The following is an 18,793-nucleotide window of genomic DNA, read 5'->3' as shown; positions in this document are numbered from 1 at the left end:
ACTTCTGCAAAAATCTCCTATAAAGAAAGCGTTTACGGTAACATAGGTATCAAACACTATGGAAGAGGGATGAGACATGGAGAATACCTATGATCGAATAAGAGACCCTCGCCTGCGCGACCGGGTGGTGCCGGCGGAAGAAGCAGCATCCTGGATTCAAGATGGGATGACGCTTGGCTTGAGCGGCTTTACCCGGGCAGGGGATGTGAAAGCTGTGCCTACAGCAATTGTGAAACGTGCAGAGACTGGAGAGGAATTCAAGGTAAATGTATTCACTGGTGCATCACTTGGTTCTGATGTTGATAAACTCTTTGCAGAAGCAGGCATTGTCAACAAACGCCTGCCATTCCAGGCGGACCCGTCAATGAGAAAGGAAATCAATTCGGGCGGGCATCTGTTTGTCGACCATCATTTGTCACATACGGCGGAGCTCCTGCACGGACTGGTTCTTCCATCTGTTGATTACGCAATAGTGGAAGCGATATCAATAAGGGAAGATGGTATAATCATACCTTCGACTTCCATTGGAAATTCCCTGTCCTTTGTGGAAAATGCCACGTCCATCATTATCGAAATCAATACCGCTCAACCAGAGCAGCTCGAAGGAATTCATGACCTTTACAGCCCTGGCAAACAAGGTGAACGAGATCCTATTCCTCTCGTTAATGCTGACGATCGTATTGGTATGGAGGGGATTCCGGTAGATCATGACAAGGTGAAGGGCATTGTGTTCACTCATCAGGATGATTCCCCTTCCACCATTGTCCAGCCTGATGAGGAAACAAAAATCATGGCTGATCACCTTCTCGACTTCCTCCGGGGGGAAATCGATCAGGGCAGACTGACAAAACAGCTGGCACCTCTGCAGTCGGGAATTGGCTCCGTAGCCAACGCTGTCTTGCATGGAATGGTGGATTCAGAGTTTAAACATCTTCAGGTCTATTCAGAAGTGTTGCAGGATGCTGTCTTCGATCTGATGGACGCTGGGAAGGTGGACTTTGCCTCCTGCTGTTCCATTACTCTGTCAGAGGAAAAGATGAAACAGGTATTCAGCAACTTTGAAAAGTATCGGGACAAACTGATCATGCGGCCGCAGGAAATTTCCAATCATCCGGAGATCATTCGCAGGCTTGGTCTGATTTCCATCAACACGGCATTAGAATTTGATATTTATGGAAATATTAACTCCACCCATGTCAGTGGTACCAAGATGATGAACGGTATCGGTGGGTCTGGGGATTTTGCACGCAATGCACGGCTCGCCATCTTTGTCACCAAGTCCATCGCTAAAAATGGAGACATTTCCAGCATCGTTCCGTTTGTATCTCATGTAGATCATACGGAACATGATGTGGATGTAGTGGTCACTGAACAGGGGTTTGCTGACCTCCGAGGCCTGGCACCAAGGGAGAGGGTGCCGATGATCATTGAGAACTGCGCCCATCCGTCCTACCGGAAGCAGTTATGGGATTATTACCAGGAGGCACTGGCAAGAGGCGGGCAGACACCGCACGTGCTGGAAAAAGCATTCTCCTGGCATGCCAACTTTGCAGAGCACGGAACAATGAGGCAGCAATTGGTTGGGCAGAACTAGTTGTTGGCGAAAAAAATGATAGACAATAGGGGTTAGATGATATACAGCCGGGTTTCCTTGGGAGGGAAGCCCGGCATTTTCATTTTGGCTAGCTATATACTGTTCTGACAGTTCTTACTGGTCAGTTTCCGTTGTAGGATGTATAATAGCCTTTCGAATCAATGAAGACAAGGGAGCTTTTCAATGGCAAAACAAGGTTCACTTCCATTTACTGTAGGAAAAACGGATAATTTCTTTGATCGTCTCGGAGACTATATTGGTGATGTTTTTTATGACATTCTGCCTGAGCAGGGATATGAACTTCGGGATGAACAGATATATATGGCTTTTCAGCTGGAACAGGCCTTTAAAAATAAGCGGACGATATTCGCAGAAGCGGGTGTGGGGACGGGCAAAACGTTTGTTTACCTGCTTTATGCGATTTGCTATGCACGCTATAAAGGGGTTCCGGCCATCATTTCCTGTGCTGACGAAACACTGATTGAGCAGCTGGTGAAAAAGGATGGAGACATCGAGAAGCTAGAGAAGGCGCTCGGTTTGTCTGTGGATGTCCGCCTGGCCAAAGCCCGGGAAAATTATGTATGTATGAAAAAACTGGATCCATTGGCACAGCAGACTGAAGATGAAGATATTCTCCGGGTATACGATGAGATTCCCGATTTTGTCTTTGACCAGGGCATTTCCATGCAGAAGTTTGAGCGTTATGGGGACCGGAAGGAATATCCATGGGTTCCGGACGAAAAGTGGGAGGCCATTGCCTGGGATCCTTTGCAGCAGTGTTCTACCTGCGAATGGCGCCACCGCAGCGGCCAGACGTTGAACCGTGAATACTACCGCCATGCACAGGATCTTATTATCTGCAGCCATGACTTTTATATGGAGCATATTTGGACGAAGGAGTCCCGCAAGCGTGAAGGGCAAATGCCCCTGCTGCCGGAAGCAAGCTGTGTTGTATTTGATGAAGGGCATCTTCTTGAATTTGCAGCTCAGAAAGGGTTGACCTACCGTTTTAATTTCCATGCCCTGCATAATGTACTGACAGGCTATATGGGGCAGGATGTACGGGAAAAGTCTCTGATGCTGGTAGAGGACATCCTGGAGCTGCATGAAAAATGGTTCAACCGGCTGGCAGAGCAGGCTGTCCGAGTGAAAGGCTCGAACCGTATGGATGTTAGCATGTCCCCGGATATCCTGGAGATGGCCCGTACACTCCATCGCAATGTGGATCAGCTTCTCGAACAACTGGTTTTTGATGCAGAACTGTTTACGATGGATGATTACCATATCAAAATCATTGAAGAGTATCTGGAGTTCTTCTCCTATGGGTTATCTGTCCTGCTGAAGGATGATGAAGGCATCTACTGGCTGGAGGAGAACGAAACGGAAAGCAGCCTGGTCATTATGCCAAGGCTCGTGGAAGAAGTATTACGAAAAGAAGTGTTTTCCAAGAATATCCCGTTTGTCTTCTCCTCGGCTACCCTGTCACAGGATGGTGATTTTACCTATCTGGCCGACAGCCTGGGCATTAAACAGCCTGAGGCCTTTTCGGTGGAATCGCCATTTGATTATGAGAGCAATATGCAGGTGAATGGCCATACAGAAACGAACCAGACGGATAAATGGAAGAAAATCGGTGAGCAAATGAAAACGAATGACGGCGGATCACTCGTCTTGTTTGCTTCTGAGGAAGAAATGAGTGCCTTCAGGGAATGGGCTGAAGAAAAAGAATGGCCATTCCAAGTGCTTTATGAGGGCGATGAAGAAATCAGTACCATGGTAAGGAAGTTTCAATATGATCGGTCAGCTGTCCTCTGCGCCTTTCATATGTGGGAAGGCTTGGATGTGCCGGGGGCATCGTTGAACCAGGTCATCATCTCCTCCCTTCCATTTCCGCCAAAAGACCCCGTCTTCCAAGCTAAACGGAAGCATGCATTTGATCCTGACAGACAAGTGGACCTGCCATATATGCTGCTTCGCTTGCGTCAGGGAATCGGGCGTCTCATCCGTACAAGTGAAGACAGAGGGACGATACAATTATGGATGAAAGAGGAAGAAAAACAAATACACCGCGAAGCCGTTGAACGGGTCTTGCCGGTCGCTATGGATTGGAAAGACTGAGGCCGCGTCTAACAGAGGCAAGCACAGGGTAAAGTATCATGCCCATGTGCTTGTTTTTTGTATAGATATTAGAATGAATCTTTCGGTCATTATCTATAACAATGCAGCCATATCCAGCTCAGATGCCTCTCAGAGGTTTCGCCTCCGTACGTTACTGTACTGTATCCTTTGTTCCCAAATCAGATAATATGACATTTGTCATGTTGAGGTCCTGACAGTTATGCCTTCATAAGAAAGGTGTTCAAGGGTATGCTTAAAATAGAGAAATTTTGATTGATACGATCGGAGGCTATTATGAGTAAACAAAAACAAGCACAGTTGAGGAAAAGTGTTGCTGCATTTGCGAAGTCTGATACCAAAACAGGGGTTATTCAGCTTATCAACACAATCCTGCCATTTTTATTCCTCTGGTTTCTTGCATATAAGAGCCTATCCATTTCCGTATGGCTTGGTGTGGCGCTGGCGGTAGTGGCTGCAGGGTTCGTCATCCGTATTTTCATTATCTTCCATGACTGCACACATGGATCCTTTTTTAAGAGTGGCAAGGCGAACCGGGTAGTTGGAACGATTACCGGAATCATCACCCATTTTGCTTTTGAAAAATGGAAAAGGGAGCATGCTATCCACCATGCAACCAGTGGAAACCTTGATAAGCGGGGGACAGGTGATGTCTGGGTGATGACGGTGGAAGAATATATTAATGCCTCCCTATGGGGCAGGCTGGCCTACCGTCTTTATCGCAATCCATTCGTTATGTTCGGCCTGGGCCCACTGTATCTCTTCTTGATATCCAACCGCTTTAATCGAAAAAACCCGAAGTCGAAAGAAAAATGGAATACCTATTTGATCAACTTTTCCATTGCTGCCATTTACGCCCTGTTGATCTGGACAATCGGCTGGCAGGCATTTCTCTTGATACAGATGCCTATCATGTTCGTAGCAGGGGCTGCAGGTATTTGGCTGTTCTATGTACAGCATCAATTTGAGGATTCCTATTTTGAGAACGAGGATGAATGGGATTTCGTCAAGGCTGCAGTAGATGGAAGCTCCTACTATAAGCTTCCTAAAGTGGTGCAATGGATTACTGGAAGTATTGGATTCCATCATGTCCATCACCTCAGTCCAAAGGTGCCGAATTATCATCTGGAAGAAGCGCATGATTCTACGCCGCCGCTTGAAAAGGCGACAACCATCACCTTTGCTTCCAGTTTGAAGTCCATTCGTTTCCGGCTGTATGATGAAGATAATAAGACGTTTGTCAGCTTTCGGGAGATTAAGGACCGTTTGAAAAAGAGAAAAATAAGCCTGCAGGTTAGCAGTCAGATTACAACACTGCAGGAAAAGTAACCATACATGGATGTCTTTTCCCATTGGGAAAGGGCATTTTTTTGATATACTTTTAACAAATAGGAGGAGAGGCGATCATGCAGAGCTGGTACCATATTATACCGAAAAATACAGGCCTTAGCGCTTTTGCGTGGATTATCTTTTGCTTGTTGCCATTTTATTTTGTATTCCGTTCATCATCCACCCTTGAAATCGTACTTGGGATTTTTATGATTCTCCTTTTTTTCGGTACATACCGGGTTTCTTTTCTTTCACGAGAACGGACGTGGACTGTTTATTTATCTGTCAGTATCAATATTCTTATCAGCACGGTGATGACTGTCATTTGGGGTTATGTGTATTTCGCCCTGTTTTTGGCCTTTTATATTGGAAATATCCAACATAAAGGGGGATTTACTGCCCTTTATGTCGTTTATCTGGTGTTCACCATCGTTGCAGTAGGTGTGAGTGTGTTTACCCAAAGTGAGATTTTCACTTCCCAGCTTCCATTCATTACGATTGCTGTCATCGGTGTTATCCTGCTTCCCCCTGTCCTTTACCATCGGAATAGGCGGGAAAGGCTGGAAGAAGAGCTGGAAGCTGCCAATGAGAAGATCTCCCGGCTGGTTGTGGTGGAAGAAAGGGAGCGGATTGCCCGTGATCTGCATGATACGCTGGGCCAGAAGCTCTCCCTGATCGGACTCAAAAGTGATTTGGCGGCAAAGCTGATCACTGCCAAACCAGAGGCTGCGAAAGCGGAGATAGGAGATATCCATCAAACTGCAAGAACCGCTTTAAAAGAAGTGCGTGAAATGGTCTCCAATATGAAAGGGGCTCGGCTGGATGAGGAGATCCTTCGGGTGAAGGAACTGCTGGCGGCTGCTGGAATTGACTTCCACCTGCATGGGGAGACGGAATTGCACCACTCCTCCCTCCTTATAGAAAATGTGCTCAGCATGTGCCTTAGGGAGGCTATTAATAATGTAGCCAAGCACAGCCAAGCTTCGGTATGCCATGTCTGGGTGAAAGAGTCCCCTGCAGAAGTCACCCTCCGTGTAAAGGATGATGGAATCGGCATATCCGAAACTCCATTGGTCGAGAAAAATGGTATTAGGGGCATGAAGGAAAGGCTGGAATTTGTGAATGGGAAACTGGAACTTATTGGGTCAGAAGGAACATTGCTGGATATACATGTTCCGATTTCCACAAGCAAAGAGTAAAGGAGGTATGGAGCAATGATTCGGATTGTGATTGCGGAGGACCAAGGAATGCTGCTCGGTGCTTTGGGAGCTCTTCTTGACCTTGAAGAGGATATTCAAGTAGTAGGCAAAGCAGGGAATGGTGAGGAAGCACTGTCACTGGTAAAGGAATGCAACCCGGATATATGCCTGCTGGACATCGAAATGCCGGTAAAAAGCGGATTGGAGGCGGCAGAGGAGCTGAAGGACGATCCTTGCAAGGTCATTGTCCTGACCACCTTTGCCCGCAAAGGGTATTTTGAACGTGCAAGAAAAGCTGGTGTCAGTGGATATCTTTTGAAAGACAGTCCAAGCGAGGAATTGGCCGGTGCTATCCGTACAATCATGTCTGGGAGAAGAGTGTATGCTCCAGAGCTGGTCGATCTTGTTTATCAGGAGGAAAACCCTTTGACCGAGCGTGAAGAACAGGTGATCAGGCTCATTGCGGAAGGGAAAACCACGAAAGAAATTGCGGGGGAGCTGTATTTGACAAACGGTACGGTTCGTAATTATGTGTCCGTCATTCTGGATAAACTGGGAGCGGGCAACCGGATAGAAGCAATTTCCATTTTTAAGGAAAAGGGCTGGCTTAAGTAAGCGGATTCACTAGTTCATGCCATCGATATACATAAATTCATCCAAATCACAAAAGCTAACCGTGTGCGTACAAAGGTGATTGGGCACAAAATATGAATTTGCAAGGAGGATGGCAATGGGCGTTATGAGTGGAAACCCTCAGGATGAACCAATGCATTATGGTGAAGTGTATGGCATATGGGCATCTGTACTGGCTACCCACCAAATGATTGCAGGGTACCAGACAATGGTTAACCATGCTGGTGATGAGGACCTCGTTCAATTGATAAAAGAAGCAATTCAAATGGGACAGCAAGAGGTAAAGCAGCAGGAAACCTTTTTGAAGGAAAATGGAGTAGGCCTTCCGCCGGCACCTCCAGAGAGGCCACAGGCCAGTCTGGATGAAATCCCAGCAGGGGCACGCTTCCAAGATCCGGAAATTGCTGCAGCTCTCTCAGCTAACACGGCTGCCAGCTTGGTCTCAGCCAGTAAAATGATGGGGCAGAGTATCCGTGAAGATATTATCGCGATGTACGGTCAATTCCATACACAAACTGCTGCTTTTGGAGGGAAGGTTCTCCGTCTGAACAAGGACAAAGGATGGCTGATCCCTCCTCCGCTTCATCAACATGGAACAGAATAAGTTTTTCATTAGGTGGGCGGTGTGAAAACACCCCCGCCTTTTTCCTGATCCTGGAATGCTGTCGCTTACCTGCGTTAGAATGGATAAAAAGCCGTAGGAGAGTACTTGAATGAAACCATTTACCAGACGCGTGATACATATTATCAAGCAGGTGCCGCCGGGCAAGGTGATGAGCTATGGCGGGGTTGCCAGGGCAGCGGGAAGCCCGCGAGCGGCAAGACAGGTAGTCAGGATCCTGCATTCCATGAGCAGGAAATACAATCTTCCTTGGCATCGGATTATCAATGCCAAGGGGGAAATTGCCATCCGCCGGGAAAGCGGGTTCGAGCAGCAGAAGTTCCTACTGGAGGAAGAAGGAGTAGACGTAAGTACCGGTGGCAGAGTGGATTTGGGCCGATATGAGCATCATATGCCCCCAATGCTGGAGGAAGAAGAGGGCTAGGCTGTCCGCCGAGACAGGCGGTTCAGTTTGCGGTTTCAGCGCTGTGGAATAGTGAACGAGAACATAATTGCCGAAAAATTGCAAAGTTTGTAACAGCCTATTCCATTTCGATTCCAGTTGACAGCTTAGCGGATATCTGTAATAATTACTGTAATTTAATACTGGTACCTTTAAATCAGTCCAGAGAGGCTGGCAAGGACAGCGGTTAATAGGGATACAGGTGACGTTTATAGTCTGCCTGTATCTTTAGAAGGGGCTTCCTGCCAGATGGCGGGGAGCCTCTTTTGATTATCTGCCGAACGTCTTCCTCGGTACCAGTAAAAACGAGGAGGAATTAGGATGATTAAACAGGATAAGGATTTTGCATTACAGCCTGTTCCGCAGGCAAGTCGTCGTGGTTTTTGGAAAATGCTCGCCGTCATGATGGGGTTGACGTTTTTCTCAGCTAGCATGCTTTCAGGTGGAGAATTGGGGATGGGCCTGACATTCCGTCAATTTATATTGATTGTCCTCATAGGGAATCTGGTATTGGGCGCCTATACGGGGGCACTTGCCTATATTGCAGCCAAAACTGGCTTATCTACTCATCTGCTTGCACGTTATGCTTTCGGTAAGAAGGGTTCGTACATCTCCTCCCTTCTGTTGGGGGCCACACAGGTTGGATGGTTCGGAGTCGGGGTAGCCATGTTTGCCGTCCCCGTGGCTCAAGCAACTGGAATCCAAGTGTATGTGCTGATCGCTGTGATTGGCCTGGTAATGACTGTGACTGCTTTCTTCGGTATGAAAGCATTGACGGTGCTCAGTATCATTGCAGTGCCTGCAATTGCCACCCTTGGAAGCTTTTCTGCAGTAAAGGCAACTGAAACAGCCGGAGGAATCCAGGCATTGATGGATTACCAGCCGGCAGAGGCGATAGGGCTGGCTGCGGCATTGACTATCTGTATTGGATCATTTGTCAGCGCCGGTACGTTGACACCTGACTTTGCCCGTTTTTCAAAGACAAGAAAGACTGCCGTAAGTACAACAATTATTGCCTTCTTTATTGGAAATTCATTGATGTTCCTGTTCGGTGCGATTGGCAGCTTTGCCTTCGGTTTAGCGGATATTTCTGAGGTTATGTTTGTCCAGGGGCTGATCATCCCGGCCATTTTGGTCCTCGGTTTGAACATTTGGACGACCAATGATAATGCACTGTATGCTTCTGGGTTAGGTTTTTCAAATATTACTAAAATCTCCAAAGGGAAACTGGTTCTTCTCAATGGGGTCATTGGAACACTATTGGCTATGTGGCTTTATACGAATTTTATGGGATTCCTGACCGTTCTCGGCTCTGCCCTTCCGCCAATCGGAGCGATTATCCTTGCTGATTACTTCCTGGTGCGCAGAGGCAAGTACCAGGCATACCAGACGATGACATTCAAGAATGTCAACTGGGTGGCCATGGCGGCCTGGGCTGGAGGCGTGGCATCAGCAGGATTTGTGCCTGGAATTCCACCAATTAACGGTCTTCTGGCATCCGCCTTGATCTATGTCGCAGGAATGGCGGCTGCATCCCGATTTACAGAAAAAGCAGAGGAAACTCTATCTGGAGAAAGGAAGTTGATCAATGATCATTAAAAATGCCAAACTCAGGAACCAGGAAGGCCTATGGGATCTAGAAATAAAGGATGGCAATTTTGGAGAGATCCGTCCAGCCGGGCATTGGGAGGATAGAGAAAAGATGCTGGATGCAGGAGGATCCCTCCTTCTTCCGCCATTTGTCGAGCCCCATATTCATCTGGACACGACCCTCACCGCAGGAGAGCCGGAATGGAACCAAAGCGGAACATTATTTGAAGGAATCCAGCGGTGGTCGGAGCGAAAGAAATCCCTAACGGGCGAGGATGTGAAAAGAAGGGCAAAAACTGCATTGAAATGGCAGATTGCCCAGGGCATCCAATATGTCCGTACCCATGTGGATGTGACGGACCCGGAGTTAACAGCGATGAAAGCGATGTTGGAAGTGAAGCAAGAGATGGCTGATTATGTAGACCTGCAGTTGGTTGCTTTTCCTCAGGAAGGAATACCCTCTTTCCCGAAAGGAAAGGAACTGCTTGAAGAAGCTCTCAAAATGGGAGCTGACGTCGTAGGTGGCATTCCCCATTTTGAATTTACAAGGGAGTACGGAGTGGAATCCCTGAAGACCGCCTTTTATTTTGCCGAGAAATATGACCGTCTGGTCGATATCCACTGTGATGAGATAGATGACGAGCAGTCCCGGTTTGTCGAGGTAGTTGCCAAGGAGGCTTATGAACGGGGGCTTGGTTCAAAAGTGACCGCAAGCCATACAACAGCAATGGGTTCTTATAATGATGCCTATACCTCAAAATTGTTCCGTCTGCTGAAGATGTCGGAGATAAATTTCGTTTCCAACCCGCTTGTTAATATCCATTTGCAGGGGAGATTTGATACCTATCCGAAAAGAAGGGGCCTTACCCGTGTGAAGGAATTACATGGGGCAGGTATGAATGTCAGCTTTGGGCATGATGATATTTTTGATCCATGGTATCCACTGGGGACAGGAAACATGCTTCAAGTGCTCCAGATGGGCATCCATGCAGCCCAATTGATGGGATATGATGAAATCGTCAGCTCAGTGGATTTCATTACCAAGAACAGTGCGAAAACTCTCCATATCGAGGACAGCTATGGAATAGAAACCGGTAAGCCGGCCAACTTTATCATCTTGGATGCGGAGAACGAATATGAGGCAGTACGCAGGCAAGCCAAGGTGCTGTATTCCTATCGCCGGGGAGAAAAGATTGCGGAAACCGATCCGGGCAGGACCTCTATTCTGCTGGGAGAATCGCCTGAGAATATAGACTTTAATAGGAACTAATTGAAAGCAAAGCGGTATTTGTTTAGGAAGGAGAGTATCAGGGAATACCTCACAATAACATGGAGTCCCTGATGCGTCCTATCACTGCCGGAACAGCACCTCCATTTCCTGTAGATGCCCCGCCAGCATGTAAATGCTCTTGGGTTCCAGGCGACAGGACCTGATAGGGATCTCCATTATCATCTTGGACTTTTAGGAGACAAGGAGTGGAGTGATGAAGGTACTGGATAGAGTGTCTTTAACCATCCTCATCCTCGGTGGCCTGAACTGGATGCTTATTGGATTGTTTGAATGGGACTTGGTTGGAGGCTTGCTTGGCGGAATGGATAGCCCATTCGCTAAAGTTATATATGTCATTGTCGGTATTGCTGCCATTTACTCATTAAAAATGTTAGGCAGCTTAAATGATCAAGTAAGATAAAATGACACGGACCTGTTGGTTCGTGTCATTTTATTGTTAATTTTCCGATATTATGTTGACTTTATATCCAGTGTGTATTAAGGTAGCTTATAAATTTATAAAAAATTTCAGATATTTGTGCTTTTATCTCCTTCAAAAAGGAAATGATTGCGACCAAATATCGGAAATTTCACACACTGGAGGGAAATCATGAAGGAAAAGAAGGAACCGATCAGGTATTGGAAAATCTGGGTAGTATTATTTAGTTTATTCATTCTTAGTGTGCCATGGTATTTGCCGGCCGGTACATATGAACCTTTGATATTCGGAATACCCTATTGGGCTTATATTATCATGGGAGTCTCATTGCTGATATCCATTACATTGACTTATGTACTGAATCATTTTTGGGAAATGACGGAGGAAGAAGAGGAGGAGGAAAAATGGAAGATCTAGCTTTTTCCGGCACTTCGGGCATTATGATCATGCTGGTCTATGGCGCCCTGATGCTGGCCATCGGAATTTTTACATATCTGCGCAATAAAGGGCTGCATCAATCACACAAGGAGTTTTACCTCGGCGGGGGAAGTATTGGTATGTTTGTGCTGTTCTTTACGTTCTTTGCGACGCAATACAGCGGGAATACTATTGTTGGTTATGCACCCACCGCTTACCGCATGGGATTCATGTGGCTGCAGTCCATCACATTTTTCATCTTGATCGTCATTGGCTATATGCTGTTTGCACCAAGGCTGTATGTACTTAGCAAAAAGTATAACTTCATTACCCCTACCGACTTCATTGAAAGGCGGTTCCAATCCAAGGGGATCAGTATCCTTGCAGCAATTCTCATGCTGTACGGCCTGTGTAATTTCCTTCTTGAACAGATAGTGGCCATTGGGCATGGGGTAAGCGGCCTGACAGGTGGAACGGTGCCTTATCAAGCGGCGGTCATCTTCTTCGTGACAATCATGATCATTTATGGGTGGCTCGGTGGCATGCGGTCTGTTGCCTATACAGATACGATGCAGGGGATTGCCCTCCTTGTCGGCGTAGCCATCCTGTTGGTGGGGGCGGTCATTTATTTCGGCGGGGTGCCGTCTGCAACCGATTATGCTGTCACAGTAAGTCCGGAAAAGCTTGGTGTGCCACAGGGGGATGGCATCGTAAGCTGGTTCAGCATGCTGGTATTAGTCATGATAGGTGCTGCCATCTATCCGCATGCCATCCAGCGGATTTATGCGGCTAAAAGTGAGAAGGCATTGAAAAATTCCTTGAAATGGATGGCTTGGATGCCATTCGTGACTTCCGGACTGGTTTTCCTGATTGGGATTATCGGTATCCAGGCATTTCCAGGATTAAGCGAAGGAGAATCTGAACAACTGGTAGGAATGATGGCTAATCATATAGCCAGTCAGAATACCTTTTTCTATTGGGCGATGGTGATTCTCTTTGGAGGAATCGTTGCGGCCATCGTATCTACCGCAGATTCGGTGCTGCTGACCCTGTCTTCCATTATTTCCAAGGACATTTACGGCAAGTATATCAATCCACAGGCTGATGACAAGAAACAGATACTTGTTGGAAAGTTGACCGGTGTAGTGCTTGTGGCCGGTCTGCTGATCATAGCCTGGTACCCACCGGCGACATTATATCGGATTTTTATTTTGAAGTTTGAACTGCTTATCCAGATAGCACCTGCATTCATTCTGGGAATGTACTGGAAGAGGATGCATAAACACGCGGTAATGACCGGAATGGTAATCGGAACTGTGATTGCTGCTTACATGGCCTTTACCGGCTTGAAGCCCCTTGGAATTGCAAGCGGGCTATGGGGGTTGCTGGCGAATCTTGTTTTCAGTGTGGGGCTCAGCTTCCTGCTGAAGTCTTCGGAAGCAGATAAAGGAATCGCAGAAAAGGCAATATCCTAAGGCTTATAAAGAACGGCCCGCATCTTGTGAGATGCGGGCCGTTCTTTTGCTCTATTGTCAATGGTTTAGCCAAATCTACCGGAGATATAATCTTCTGTCCGGCTGTCATCAGGGTTGCTGAAGACATGATTGGTCCGGTTGCATTCCACGACTTCTCCATTGAGGAAGAAGGCGGTTTGGTCGGAGATTCTCGCTGCCTGCTGCATATTATGAGTAACCATAATGATGGAGTATTCCTTTTTCAGCTCCTGTGCCAGCTCTTCAATCCGTAAAGTGGATTTTGGGTCAAGTGCCGATGTCGGCTCATCCATCAGAATCACTTCCGGCTCGATCGCCAGGCAGCGGGCAATACAGAGACGCTGTTGCTGGCCGCCTGATAGTCCATATGCATTTTCTTTCAGGCGATCTTTCACTTCATCCCAGATATAAGCACGGCGGAGGCTCTGTTCCACAATCTCATCAAGGATCTTCTTGTTACGGATGCCATGTATTTTGGGGCCGTAAGCAACGTTCTCATAAATAGATTTAGGAAAAGGGTTTGGCTTCTGAAAAACCATTCCTACCTTCGTACGCAGTTCTTCCGCTTTAAAGGATTTGTCTAGAATGTTCTTTCCCTGATAGGAAATCACACCGGAAGTCCGGACACTTGGCGTGAGTTCTACCATCCTGTTCAGTGATTTGATATACGTAGATTTTCCGCAGCCGGATGGACCGATAATGGCCGTTACTTCTTTTTCATGGATGGACAGGTTGATATTCTGCAGGGCGTGGGTTTCCCCATACCACAGGTTGAAATCCTTTGTATCATAGACAACTGCTTTCTTTTCCGGTTGTTTGCGTGCAGCCAAATCAATCGTCTTTGACTTCTCAACAGTTTCTTGGGGGGTTGCAGCTGGAATCATCATTTCACTCTCCTCAATTAATAGTTTCCTAGTGTACGCTCATATATTTTTTCAAAAGGGGGGGGTATAGACGTCAGTAACGGTGCTGGAAGCGATGCCGGATGTATACGGCTATCGAGTTCAGCAGGAATAACAAGCCTAGCAGGACGATAATAGTAGCCGATGCCAGATATGCATATTCCTCTACAAGCGTGGAATCTAATGTCCAATAATAGATTTGCATTGGCAGTGCAGTAAATGAATCGAACATGCCTCCCGGAAGCGGAATCAGCAGGGCTGGGATTCCAAGAGCGGTCAATGGGGCTGTCTCCCCGATGGCTCGCGAAAGTGCCAGGATGGAGCCTGTCAGAATTCCCGGGAGTGCTGCGGGCAGAATCACTTTTTTGACCGTCTGCCATTTTGTTGCTCCCATACCATAGGAGGCTTCACTGAGATGAGCCGGCACTGAACGGAGAGCTTCCTGTGCAGACACGATCACAATCGGCAACACCAAAAGGGATAATGTCAGCCCGCCTGCCAGTATGACATTTCCGAAATCCATGGCACGGACAAAGACAGTAAGACCAAGCAGCCCATAAACAATAGATGGGACTCCTGCAAGGTTGGAAATATTGGTCGCTATGAATGACTGAATCTTTCCTTCCTTGGCATACAGTTCCAAGTAGATGGCGGTGCCGATACCAAGAAAGGTTGTTACAGGGATGACAATCAGCATGAGCCAGGCGGTTCCCAGGATGGCACCTAAGATACCGGCACGGTCGGCATTTGTTGAAAGCTTTCCTGTAAGGAAGTCCATATTGATCCAAGAGAGGCCTTCGGTAAGCACACGGATAATCAAAACAGCAAGTACGAACAGGCCGAATAATGTAGCGACGAGAAATGTCCCCTGCAGGGCTTTATTGGTTCTCAGGCGGGAAGTCATCCGCTGTTTCGTTTTGGCTGGATCTATATATCTCATTTTAGTATTCCTCCCTCCATTTGCGGGATATATATCTTGCTAACAGATTCATGATCAGTGTAAAGGCAAATAAGGTCAATGCGACTGCATAAAGGCTGTAATAGACAGTGGAACCGGCCGGTGCATCTCCACCGGCTACTTCTACGATGTAAGCGGTCATTGTCTGTATGGACTGTGTGACATCAAACGTGAAATTCTTTGAGCTTCCGCTGGCTATCGTAACAATCATCGTTTCGCCAATTGCCCGGGAAATTCCGAGTACGAAAGAGGCGATGATGCCTGACAAGGATGCCGGAATTACAACTTTCCATGCGACTTCCCATTTGGTTGATCCAAGTGCAAGGGCGCCCTGCCGCATAGAATTTGGCACAGATCCCATGGCATCCTCCGAAAGCGATGCAATCATCGGGATGATCATTACACCCATAACAAGGCCGGGGCTCAATATATTGGTTGCCTCCACTGCCGGGAAAATCGACCGGATGATGGGAGTGACAAAAGTAAAGGCAAAAAAGCCATATACAATGGTTGGTATACCGGCAAGAATCTCCAGCATCGGTTTTAAAAAGCTTCTCGCTTTATCTGAGGCATACTCGCTCAGATATATGGCTGTCATGATGCCTATCGGCCCTGCAACAAGCATGGCGATGACCGAAGAGACGAGGGTTCCGGCAAGCAGCGGCAGCAGGCCGAATTCAGGCTGCTGACTGAGCGGTCGGAGCACTGTGCCGGTGAAGAAATCGGCCATTGGTACTATTTTAAAGAATTCAATTGCCTCTGACAGCAGGGTATAAATGATACCCAATGTAGTCAGGATGGACACGGATGCAACCAGGAATAGGGCTGTGGGGACCAACTTTTCTGTAATGGTGCTAAGGTTGTTGCCTTGTTTCTTTTTTGCAATCATATCCCTGACCTGGCCGGGACTGGATAAATGGCCGGATTGCTGTGAGGTTTCCATCTTCAAGCTCCTTTATATGGTGATTTCATGACAGAAGATGAGAACTGTCAGTTCTCATCTTCTTGTTTTTTAATTTAATGCTTCAATCTCTTCCAACTGTGCTTGGATTTCCTCTTCCGGAAGTGGCGCGAAGCCTGTTTCTCCGGCGAAATCATTTACACTCTCCATAACATATAGAGCGTAGTCATGTACTTGTGCTTTTTCTTTCGCCATATCCGGGTTCAGGTAAGTGAAGACCGGACGAGTGAAGTTGGCATATGGGCCGTCTTCAGCAATAGTGTCAAGGGATGGCTCTACTGGACCGTCTCCGAAATCGATACTGACTGCTTTCACAGAATCCTTGTTGCTGTCATAGTAGCCATAGCCGAAGAATCCAATGGCATTCTTATCTTCTGCTACAAGGTTGACAAGGGTTGAGTATTCCTGCTGCAGGTTGGCGTTAGGATCCAAGTCCTGCTCCTCCAGGATATTTTCATAGAAGAATTCATAGGTTCCATGATTTTCATTTGGACCGACTTTTTCGATCTCCTTATCCGGCCAGTCCGGGTTGATATCGGACCATGTGGTTACCCCGCCGTCTGCAGTGAAGATATCTTTTACTTGCTGTTCCGTAAGCTCTGTTGCCCAGTCATTCTCAGGGTTGATGACGATGGTCAGGCCATCCAGTGCCAATTTCATTTCCATCGGTTCGAACCCAAGCTCTTCCGCTTTTGCCAGTTCTTCATCTTTAATAGGGCGGGAGGCGTTATTGAAATCCGTACCGTCCTCTTGCAAGAACCTTTCAAATCCTGCGCTTGTCCCTGCACGGCTAACTTCTACAGAAACCTGTGGCTGTTCATTGATCATATATTCTTCGGCAAGTCTAGCCATTAATGGATAGACCGTACCGGAACCATCAATAACTACACTTCCTTCGAGATCTGCTTCTGCTTCTGTTTCACTTGTTTCTTCTCCATTTGCTCCTGCTGCGGATTCCCCTGCTGATGCGTCTTCTGTGCTATCTCCGCTTCCACCACAAGCTGCCAGTACGATTGCCATTACGGCTGCTGCTACCAGCAGTAAATACTTCTTCAGCTTCATGTGTTGTCCTCCCCTTTTCTACTTCTGAAATTTTCTGGGCCTTTTGCCCTCAATTGCTAGTATAGTAGTTGATTGTTAAGGAGATATAAGCGTAATGTAAAGTCTATGTAAATTTTAACTAGGATTATTGTCACAAAAATGTTCAGGGATCAGGAGCCCTCTGGGTAGTATAATAGAAATGAGAAAGAGGGATGCATTATGGTAAAGATTTTATATTTTGTTATTATCGTTTCATTTTTGGATACATTCATTCAGCTGCCGATCATTACACCTTATGCCATGGAGCTGGGGGCAACTCACTTTATGGCTGGTGCGATTGTGGCTGTCTATTCGTTTACCAATTTGATCGCAAACATTTTCGGAGGCCATTGGATTGATTTATTTGGCCGGAAAAAAGTTCTGTTTATCGGGATGCTGTCCGGGGCGGTTATCCTTTTCTTTTATCCCTTCGCCGATACACCGGAACAGCTGTTCTTTATCCGATTTATACACGGGATTGCAGGAGGAGTGCTGATTCCGGCCGCTTTTGCCTATATTGGGGATCAGACAAGACAGGAATCCCGCGGGAGAACGATGGCATGGACGGGGGCATGCATCGGGATTGCTGCTATTGCCGGGCCTGCAGTAGGAGGAATCATGGCAGCAAGAGCACAGGTTGATTATGTTTTCTGGATGGTTGCCATACTATTTTTGCTTTCTGCTGCATTGATCTCCTTCTTTATAGAAGAGTCCTTTAAAGCGGGGGACCGGAATAAAGTTTCCTTTTCCCACTTTGTTTCATTATTAAAGCAGCCACTTTTGGTTCAGGCCTCGTTGGCTGCATTCGCCCTTATGGTGAGCAACGGCACCTTGGCATTTGCCCTTCCTGTCAAGGTTGGCCAACTGGGTCTGGATTCGAGTACGACAGGTATATTGCTAAGTACCTTTGGCATTGTGGCAATCATCATTTTTGTCACGCCGGCAAATCTTATTTTTGAAAGGGTGCGGCCAATTCGTTTGGTTATAGGAGGACTGGTGATTATCGGCGTGGTCCATTTGCTGCTGCACCATACGGCTGCCCTGTGGTTCGGCTTCCTGCTGATGGCGGTATATGGTATCGGCTTTGCCATGGTCTTTCCCTCGATGAACCAGATCGTGTCAGAGGTATCATCCAAAGTGGACCGGGGGAAGGCATACGGGATCTTTTATGCTTTCTTCTCTCTGGGTTCTGTCGCAGGATCGATGTTCTCGGGGGCCTCATCCCAGCTGTTCGGCCTGCCATTTGCCTCAAGCAGTGCTACATTATTGGGAATAGTTCTGTTGCTCATTGGTCTGGGCAGAAAATACGGAGACACCGTCTGAATAAACTTCCTCCCTTTCAGCAAAGCTAAGAAAAAAAGGAAAGGGGCATGGTGGACATGGCAGAAGAGAAAAAGGGGCCGAACAGGCAGTTCAAGGAAAATGAGAATCATGGAGAACATCGGAACGGACGGAAAAGCCCATACAAGAACAGCAGTACACATGGTGATGAAGAAATCGATCAATACATTAGCAAAAAAGATCAATAGGGATTAGAAATGCAACCGGCAGTGTTCTACATGGAATGCTGCCGGTTTTTTTGAAAACGACTGGAAAAAGACATTAATCTGAAGAGGGAGTTGGTTGGGAGCCGGTTGTTTAGCAGAAAATAATTTTTAAAAAATTCCTATTTAGGGTTGAATTATTATACAATGTAATGCATAATAATTCATATCGATAGAAAACGTG

The 18,793-nt window shown here is 46.9% G+C and carries 18 protein-coding genes; 14 read left to right on the top strand and 4 right to left on the bottom strand.

Annotated elements, in window-relative coordinates; all coding sequences use genetic code 11:
- Window positions 1-76: 76 nt before the first annotated feature.
- The 12 genes from ACFODW_RS12045 (at window position 77) to ACFODW_RS11990 (ending at window position 13,146) form a co-directional block, all read left to right on the top strand.
- The gene (locus ACFODW_RS12045) at window positions 77-1,594 is read left to right on the top strand and encodes an acetyl-CoA hydrolase/transferase family protein (protein WP_390306763.1); all 1,518 of its coding nucleotides are present in this window, start codon (window positions 77-79) and stop codon (window positions 1,592-1,594) included.
- 183 nt (window positions 1,595-1,777) lie between these two features.
- Window positions 1,778-3,712: an ATP-dependent DNA helicase gene (locus ACFODW_RS12040; protein ID WP_390306761.1), complete on the top strand. Its 1,935-nt coding sequence runs from the start codon at window positions 1,778-1,780 to the stop codon at window positions 3,710-3,712.
- 294 nt (window positions 3,713-4,006) lie between these two features.
- Complete coding sequence (locus ACFODW_RS12035; protein ID WP_390306759.1) at window positions 4,007-5,059, top strand: fatty acid desaturase; 1,053 nt, start codon at window positions 4,007-4,009, stop codon at window positions 5,057-5,059.
- A 77-nt stretch (window positions 5,060-5,136) separates the two neighbouring features.
- Window positions 5,137-6,258 carry a sensor histidine kinase gene (locus ACFODW_RS12030; RefSeq protein WP_390306757.1) on the top strand — a complete coding sequence of 374 codons (1,122 nt, stop codon included), beginning with the start codon at window positions 5,137-5,139 and terminating at the stop codon, window positions 6,256-6,258.
- A gap of 15 nt (window positions 6,259-6,273) precedes the next feature.
- On the top strand, window positions 6,274-6,873 hold the full coding sequence (locus ACFODW_RS12025) for a response regulator (protein ID WP_390306755.1): 600 nt from the start codon (window positions 6,274-6,276) through the stop codon (window positions 6,871-6,873).
- A gap of 115 nt (window positions 6,874-6,988) precedes the next feature.
- Entirely contained in the window at window positions 6,989-7,495 is a 507-nt protein-coding gene (locus tag ACFODW_RS12020) for a DUF3231 family protein (protein WP_390306753.1), read from the top strand.
- A gap of 109 nt (window positions 7,496-7,604) precedes the next feature.
- Window positions 7,605-7,937 (top strand): MGMT family protein, encoded by a 333-nt coding sequence (locus tag ACFODW_RS12015; RefSeq protein WP_390306751.1) that lies wholly within the window; start codon window positions 7,605-7,607, stop codon window positions 7,935-7,937.
- A 339-nt stretch (window positions 7,938-8,276) separates the two neighbouring features.
- Complete coding sequence (codB, locus tag ACFODW_RS12010; protein WP_390306749.1) at window positions 8,277-9,554, top strand: cytosine permease; 1,278 nt, start codon at window positions 8,277-8,279, stop codon at window positions 9,552-9,554.
- Complete coding sequence (gene codA, locus ACFODW_RS12005; protein WP_390306746.1) at window positions 9,544-10,815, top strand: cytosine deaminase; 1,272 nt, start codon at window positions 9,544-9,546, stop codon at window positions 10,813-10,815. The genes codB and codA overlap by 11 nt, the downstream gene beginning before the upstream one ends.
- Window positions 10,816-11,029: 214 nt before the next feature.
- Window positions 11,030-11,236, top strand: coding sequence for a DUF378 domain-containing protein (locus ACFODW_RS12000; RefSeq protein WP_390306744.1), 207 nt, complete (start codon window positions 11,030-11,032; stop codon window positions 11,234-11,236).
- A gap of 189 nt (window positions 11,237-11,425) precedes the next feature.
- A complete protein-coding gene (locus ACFODW_RS11995) occupies window positions 11,426-11,671 on the top strand; it encodes a hypothetical protein (RefSeq protein WP_390306742.1) in 246 nt (81 codons plus the stop codon).
- Window positions 11,659-13,146: a sodium:solute symporter family protein gene (locus ACFODW_RS11990; protein ID WP_390306740.1), complete on the top strand. Its 1,488-nt coding sequence runs from the start codon at window positions 11,659-11,661 to the stop codon at window positions 13,144-13,146. Before ACFODW_RS11995 ends, ACFODW_RS11990 begins: the two co-directional genes overlap by 13 nt.
- Before the next feature lie 65 nt (window positions 13,147-13,211).
- Here ACFODW_RS11990 and pstB read toward each other — a convergent pair whose 3' ends face one another.
- The 4 genes from pstB to ACFODW_RS11970 form a co-directional block, all read right to left on the bottom strand.
- Window positions 13,212-14,048 carry a phosphate ABC transporter ATP-binding protein PstB gene (gene pstB / locus ACFODW_RS11985; protein WP_390306737.1) on the bottom strand — a complete coding sequence of 279 codons (837 nt, stop codon included), beginning with the start codon at window positions 14,046-14,048 and terminating at the stop codon, window positions 13,212-13,214.
- A 73-nt stretch (window positions 14,049-14,121) separates the two neighbouring features.
- Complete coding sequence (gene pstA, locus ACFODW_RS11980; protein WP_390306735.1) at window positions 14,122-15,006, bottom strand: phosphate ABC transporter permease PstA; 885 nt, start codon at window positions 15,004-15,006, stop codon at window positions 14,122-14,124.
- Between the two features lies 1 nt (window position 15,007).
- Window positions 15,008-15,967 carry a phosphate ABC transporter permease subunit PstC gene (pstC, locus tag ACFODW_RS11975; RefSeq protein WP_390306733.1) on the bottom strand — a complete coding sequence of 320 codons (960 nt, stop codon included), beginning with the start codon at window positions 15,965-15,967 and terminating at the stop codon, window positions 15,008-15,010.
- Between the two features lie 69 nt (window positions 15,968-16,036).
- Complete coding sequence (locus tag ACFODW_RS11970; protein ID WP_390306731.1) at window positions 16,037-17,047, bottom strand: phosphate ABC transporter substrate-binding protein PstS family protein; 1,011 nt, start codon at window positions 17,045-17,047, stop codon at window positions 16,037-16,039.
- A gap of 198 nt (window positions 17,048-17,245) precedes the next feature.
- On the opposite strand from ACFODW_RS11970, the gene ACFODW_RS11965 reads away from it, so the two are divergent.
- Window positions 17,246-18,388, top strand: a complete 1,143-nt coding sequence (locus ACFODW_RS11965) for an MFS transporter (RefSeq protein WP_390306729.1) — start codon at window positions 17,246-17,248, stop codon at window positions 18,386-18,388.
- 56 nt (window positions 18,389-18,444) lie between these two features.
- Window positions 18,445-18,594: a hypothetical protein gene (locus tag ACFODW_RS11960; protein ID WP_390306727.1), complete on the top strand. Its 150-nt coding sequence runs from the start codon at window positions 18,445-18,447 to the stop codon at window positions 18,592-18,594.
- The last annotated feature ends 199 nt before the right edge of the window (window positions 18,595-18,793 follow it).

The organism is Virgibacillus sediminis, from assembly GCF_042643265.1.
GTDB classification, from domain to species: domain Bacteria; phylum Bacillota; class Bacilli; order Bacillales; family Amphibacillaceae; genus Virgibacillus_O; species Virgibacillus_O sediminis.
Note: the sequence above shows the minus strand (reverse complement) of the source record. Positions and strands in the feature narration are given on the sequence as shown.

Excerpts from the sequence above, each read along its gene's own strand:
- ACFODW_RS12020 (WP_390306753.1), top strand. The coding sequence starts at position 6,989 with ATGGGCGTTATGAGTGGAAACCCTCAGGATGAACCAATGCATTATGGT.
- pstA (WP_390306735.1), bottom strand. The coding sequence starts at position 15,006 with ATGAGATATATAGATCCAGCCAAAACGAAACAGCGGATGACTTCCCGC.
- codA (WP_390306746.1), top strand. The coding sequence starts at position 9,544 with ATGATCATTAAAAATGCCAAACTCAGGAACCAGGAAGGCCTATGGGAT.
- ACFODW_RS12045 (WP_390306763.1), top strand. The coding sequence starts at position 77 with ATGGAGAATACCTATGATCGAATAAGAGACCCTCGCCTGCGCGACCGG.
- ACFODW_RS11970 (WP_390306731.1), bottom strand. The coding sequence starts at position 17,047 with ATGAAGCTGAAGAAGTATTTACTGCTGGTAGCAGCAGCCGTAATGGCA.
- pstB (WP_390306737.1), bottom strand. The coding sequence starts at position 14,048 with ATGATTCCAGCTGCAACCCCCCAAGAAACTGTTGAGAAGTCAAAGACG.
- ACFODW_RS12000 (WP_390306744.1), top strand. The coding sequence starts at position 11,030 with ATGAAGGTACTGGATAGAGTGTCTTTAACCATCCTCATCCTCGGTGGC.
- ACFODW_RS12025 (WP_390306755.1), top strand. The coding sequence starts at position 6,274 with ATGATTCGGATTGTGATTGCGGAGGACCAAGGAATGCTGCTCGGTGCT.
- ACFODW_RS11995 (WP_390306742.1), top strand. The coding sequence starts at position 11,426 with ATGAAGGAAAAGAAGGAACCGATCAGGTATTGGAAAATCTGGGTAGTA.
- ACFODW_RS12015 (WP_390306751.1), top strand. The coding sequence starts at position 7,605 with ATGAAACCATTTACCAGACGCGTGATACATATTATCAAGCAGGTGCCG.
- ACFODW_RS11960 (WP_390306727.1), top strand. The coding sequence starts at position 18,445 with ATGGCAGAAGAGAAAAAGGGGCCGAACAGGCAGTTCAAGGAAAATGAG.
- ACFODW_RS12040 (WP_390306761.1), top strand. The coding sequence starts at position 1,778 with ATGGCAAAACAAGGTTCACTTCCATTTACTGTAGGAAAAACGGATAAT.
- pstC (WP_390306733.1), bottom strand. The coding sequence starts at position 15,967 with ATGGAAACCTCACAGCAATCCGGCCATTTATCCAGTCCCGGCCAGGTC.
- ACFODW_RS11965 (WP_390306729.1), top strand. The coding sequence starts at position 17,246 with ATGGTAAAGATTTTATATTTTGTTATTATCGTTTCATTTTTGGATACA.
- codB (WP_390306749.1), top strand. The coding sequence starts at position 8,277 with ATGATTAAACAGGATAAGGATTTTGCATTACAGCCTGTTCCGCAGGCA.
- ACFODW_RS12035 (WP_390306759.1), top strand. The coding sequence starts at position 4,007 with ATGAGTAAACAAAAACAAGCACAGTTGAGGAAAAGTGTTGCTGCATTT.
- ACFODW_RS12030 (WP_390306757.1), top strand. The coding sequence starts at position 5,137 with ATGCAGAGCTGGTACCATATTATACCGAAAAATACAGGCCTTAGCGCT.
- ACFODW_RS11990 (WP_390306740.1), top strand. The coding sequence starts at position 11,659 with ATGGAAGATCTAGCTTTTTCCGGCACTTCGGGCATTATGATCATGCTG.